The organism is Promineifilum sp. (SeqCode), from assembly GCF_041918635.1.
In the GTDB taxonomy this organism is placed as follows: Bacteria; Chloroflexota; Anaerolineae; order Promineifilales; family Promineifilaceae; genus Promineifilum.
The window spans coordinates 1-3,875 of sequence record NZ_JAYRVJ010000531.1; the positions used below are offsets into that span (position 1 = coordinate 1).

A 3,875-nucleotide genomic window follows, 5' to 3' on the forward strand; every position below is an offset into this window, starting at 1 on the left:
CGAGGCCAGCAGGCCGCCATAGACGTAGCCGGGCACAGCCGTGTGGTGAGGCCGCGGCTGGTAGTGGCAGACCGTCTCGTCGCCGTCCCAATAGCTCTTGATCTGCAAGCCGTGCTCGTTCAGCCGTCCGCAGCCGTAGCAGTGGCTCACTTCGTCGGGGTAGTAGTCTTGGAAGGCTTTCATAGGGGTTAGGGGTTAGGGGCCAGGGACTAGGGCAAGAACTCTCTTCCCTAGCCCCTAGAACCTATTTGAGGCCGGCAATACGCAGGCCATCCTGCAAAATCGCCTGCACCTTGTCGGCGTGGGTCGTCTCGCAGTAGACGCGGATGATCGGCTCCGTGCCGCTGAAGCGGATAAGCAGCCAGCCACCGTCTTCCATGTGGAACTGGAAGCCGTCGAGGGTGGAAATCTCGGTCACTTTCAGGCCAGCGATGCTCTCCGGGCGGGCGGCGACGACGCGGGCCTGCACTTCGCCGCGCCGGGCCGTCTCGAAAGCGGTGTCGATGCGGTCGTAGTAGTGGGGGCCGACCTTCTCGAACAGCCAGTCGAGCAGTTGCGACGGCTTCTTGCCCGTCTGCACCATCATATCGAGCAGGTAGAGGCCGGCCAGGATGCCGTCGCGGTCGGGGGCGTGTCCACGGAAGGCGTAGCCGCCGCTCTCCTCACCGCCGAGCATGGCGTCCACTTCTTTCATCTTGGGGGCAATGTACTTGAAACCAACGCCGGTCTCGTAGACGGGTACGTTGTAGAGCGCCCCCAGCTTGTTAAGCATCTTGGTCGTGGAAATGGTCTTGACGATGGGGCCACGCTCGCCGCGCACCTCCAGGAAGTAGTAGCCGAGCAGGCCGTAGACGCGCAACTGGTCGATGAAGCGGCCGTTCTCGTCGCCCAGGCCCACGCGATCGGCGTCGCCATCGGTGATGATGGCGACATCGGCCCCCAGCCGGGACACGTAGCTCAGGCCGTCGTCAATGTTGGGCGGGATAGGCTCCGGCCGGGCCATCTTGGGGAAGACGGGGTTGCGCTCGTTGTGAACCTCGTGCACCTGCGTCGTCCCGTCGGTCAGGAGGCGCGGGAACCAGCCCGCGCCGTTGCCCCACATGCAATCGACCAGCACGTTGAAGCCGGCAGCCTTGATCGGCTCAATATCCACCAGCCGGTTCAGCAGGGCGATATAAGCCGGCGCGGGGTCGAACAGCCGCACAATGCCGTCGCTCAGGGCGTCGTCGAGCTTCATCCGCCGGACGCCCCCCTGCTCCCCCACTCCCCCGCTCGCCTGCGCCGGAGGAATGGCCGACTCGATACGCTTCAAGTCACCCGGCGGAATGGCCCCACCTGCCGCGTCACGCACCTTGAAGCCGCAGTCGTGGGGTGGGTTATGGCTGGCAGTAATGTTGATGGCCCCAGCAGCGCGCTTGTCCTGCACCGAGTAGGAGATAGCCGGCGTGGGCGTGTTGCTCTGCGTCAGCCAGACGGGCACGCCGTTGGCCGCCAGCACCTCGGCTGCCGCGGCGGCGAAGTGCTCCGCCTGAAAGCGCTGGTCGTAGCCGATGACCGCGCCCCGCTCGGCCAGCCCTTCCTCTCGCAGAAAGGTGGCGAAGCCCTGAGCGCAGCGGCGCACGTTGTCAAAGGTATAATCTTCGGCGATGCGGCCGCGCCAGCCGTCGGTGCCGAATATGATTTGAGTCATAGCCTCTCCTTGAATCAGGGCCCTATCTTATACAGCAATTTCCCCGGCCTTCAGCAGCTTCAGGTCGGCATCAACCATCATCTTGACCAATTCGGCGAAGGTGACTTGCGGTTCCCAGCCCAACTCGCTACCGGCCTTGCTGGGGTCGCCAACGAGCAAATCCACCTCAGCCGGGCGCATGAACCGCTCATCCTGAACCACATAGTCGTGCCAGTCCAGGTCAAGCGTGCCGAAGGCGATGTCGAGGAATTGCTCCACCGAGTGCGTCTCGCCGGTGGCGATGACGTAGTCGGTGGGGATGTCGCGCTGGAGCATGAGCCACATGGCGCGCACGTAGTCGCCGGCGAAGCCCCAGTCGCGGCGGGCGTCCAGGTTGCCCAGGCGCAACTCCTCAGCCAGCCCCAGTTTGATCCGCGCGACCTGATGGGTGATCTTGCGCGTCACGAACTCCAGGCCGCGGCGGGGTGATTCGTGGTTGAACAGGATGCCCGACGTGGCGTGGAGGTTGTAACTCTCGCGGTAGTTGACGGTGATCCAGTGGCCGTAAACCTTGGCGACGCCGTAGGGGCTGCGGGGGTAGAAGGGTGTCGTCTCCCGCTGCGGCACTTCGACCACCTTGCCGAACATCTCGCTGGAACTGGCCTGGTACATGCGGATGCGCGGATCGACGATGCGGATGGCGTCGAGGACACGAGTGACACCCAGGGCGGTTACGTCGCCGGTGAAGACAGGCTGGTTCCAGGAGGTCTTGACAAACGACTGCGCGGCCAGGTTGTAGACCTCGTCCGGCCGGTGCTCCTCCAGAATATGGATGAGCGACACCTGATCGCTCAGGTCGCCGGGCACAAGCTCGAGCTTATCTTGAATATGGGCCAACCGGTGGAAGTTCAGCGTGCTCGAACGCCGCACCATCCCCACCACGCGGTAGCCCTGGCCGAGCAAAAACTCGGCCAGATAGGAACCATCCTGGCCGGTCACGCCCGTGATCAATGCTGTGGGCATTTTTTCTCTCTCAATTGCAATCTCGGCGCGAAGCCGGCTCCGGTAGTATAGCCGAACGGGGCGTCAGAGGAAAACGAACAGGCATATTACTATGCGCAGCGTGGGGAAAGCGGAGTCCTATCGCTGCTTACACTTCGCACCACTCCCGCAGCGCCGCCAGCCGCCGCGGCCCGATGCCGCGCACGCGCGACAGACCGTCGAGGGTGGCGAACGGCCGGGCCTCGATGATGGCCGCGGCCAGCGTTGGGCCGATACCCGGCAATTGGCGCAGCGCCTCGGCCGTGGCCGTGTTGAGGTTCACGCGCCGGCTGGCGGACGCTTCCGCGCGGCGGCCGAAGACGCGCCGGAACGGTTCCGGTCGTTCGCGCTCCAGCACGCCCAGCAGCGCCGGCAGCCGGTCGCGCCGCCGGCAGTAGTCCACCACTTCCCGCGCCTTGCGGCCCAGGCTCATCTCGCCGGTGAACTGCTGATAGAGATCATAGAAGTGGTCGAAGCAGAGGCGGCTGATCTCTTCGTCGTCGTAGTGGTCAACGAGGAACTGGCGAATAGTGGCGAGAGAGGTATCCATATGTGGGAGACGAATCCACAGATTTCACAGATTTCTCCCTGAGTGTAGGGGTGAAATCAGGGCCGTGGATGCCCTTTCCATTAGGTCGTATAGAAAGCCCGGATGGCCGCGGCGACGACATCGACAGAAGCCTCGGACAAGTCCGGGTACATGGGGAGCGAGAGGATTGCGGCGGCGGCAGCCTCGGTAGCCGGCAGACGGCCGGGGCCGTAGCCCAGATGGGTATAGGCCGGCTGGAGGTGGACGGGGACGGGGTAGTGGATGCCCACGCCGATGCCGCGAGCGGTCAGGTAGTCGCGCAGCGCGTCGCGGCGCTTGGCGTGGATGACATACAGGTGGTAGACGTGGCGGTCATCATCAGCCGGCGAGGCGGGACAGCGCACCGGTAGGCCCGCCAGCGCCGCGTCGTAGCGGGCCGCCAGCCGGCGGCGCACCTCGTTCTCCGCCTCCAGGTGACGCAGGCGCACGCGCAGAAGGGCCGCCTGTAACTCGTCCAGCCGGCTGTTGTAGCCGGGCACGTCACTGACGTAGCGCTCCCGCCAGCCGTATTGGCGCAGGAGGCGCAGCCGCTCAGCCACCTCCGGCCGGTTGGTGACCACCGCGCCGCCGTCGCCG

General features: G+C 65.0%; 4 protein-coding genes and 1 pseudogene. All 5 read right to left on the reverse strand.

What is annotated here, in order from left to right:
* Positions 1–183 (reverse strand): annotated as a pseudogene (locus tag ACE3UY_RS15845) (PaaI family thioesterase); the annotation flags it as partial.
* A 61-nt stretch (positions 184–244) separates the two neighbouring features.
* Entirely contained in the window at positions 245–1,690 is a 1,446-nt protein-coding gene (locus ACE3UY_RS15850) for a phosphoglucomutase/phosphomannomutase family protein (RefSeq protein ID WP_374688467.1), read from the reverse strand.
* 27 nt (positions 1,691–1,717) lie between these two features.
* Positions 1,718–2,692 carry a GDP-mannose 4,6-dehydratase gene (gene gmd / locus ACE3UY_RS15855; RefSeq protein WP_374688468.1) on the reverse strand — a complete coding sequence of 325 codons (975 nt, stop codon included), beginning with the start codon at positions 2,690–2,692 and terminating at the stop codon, positions 1,718–1,720.
* A gap of 127 nt (positions 2,693–2,819) precedes the next feature.
* Positions 2,820–3,260 (reverse strand): helix-hairpin-helix domain-containing protein, encoded by a 441-nt coding sequence (locus ACE3UY_RS15860; RefSeq protein ID WP_374688469.1) that lies wholly within the window; start codon positions 3,258–3,260, stop codon positions 2,820–2,822.
* 80 nt (positions 3,261–3,340) lie between these two features.
* Positions 3,341–3,875, reverse strand: a 535-nt coding sequence (locus ACE3UY_RS15865) for a DegT/DnrJ/EryC1/StrS family aminotransferase (RefSeq protein WP_374688470.1), incomplete at its 5' end; no start/stop codon positions are given.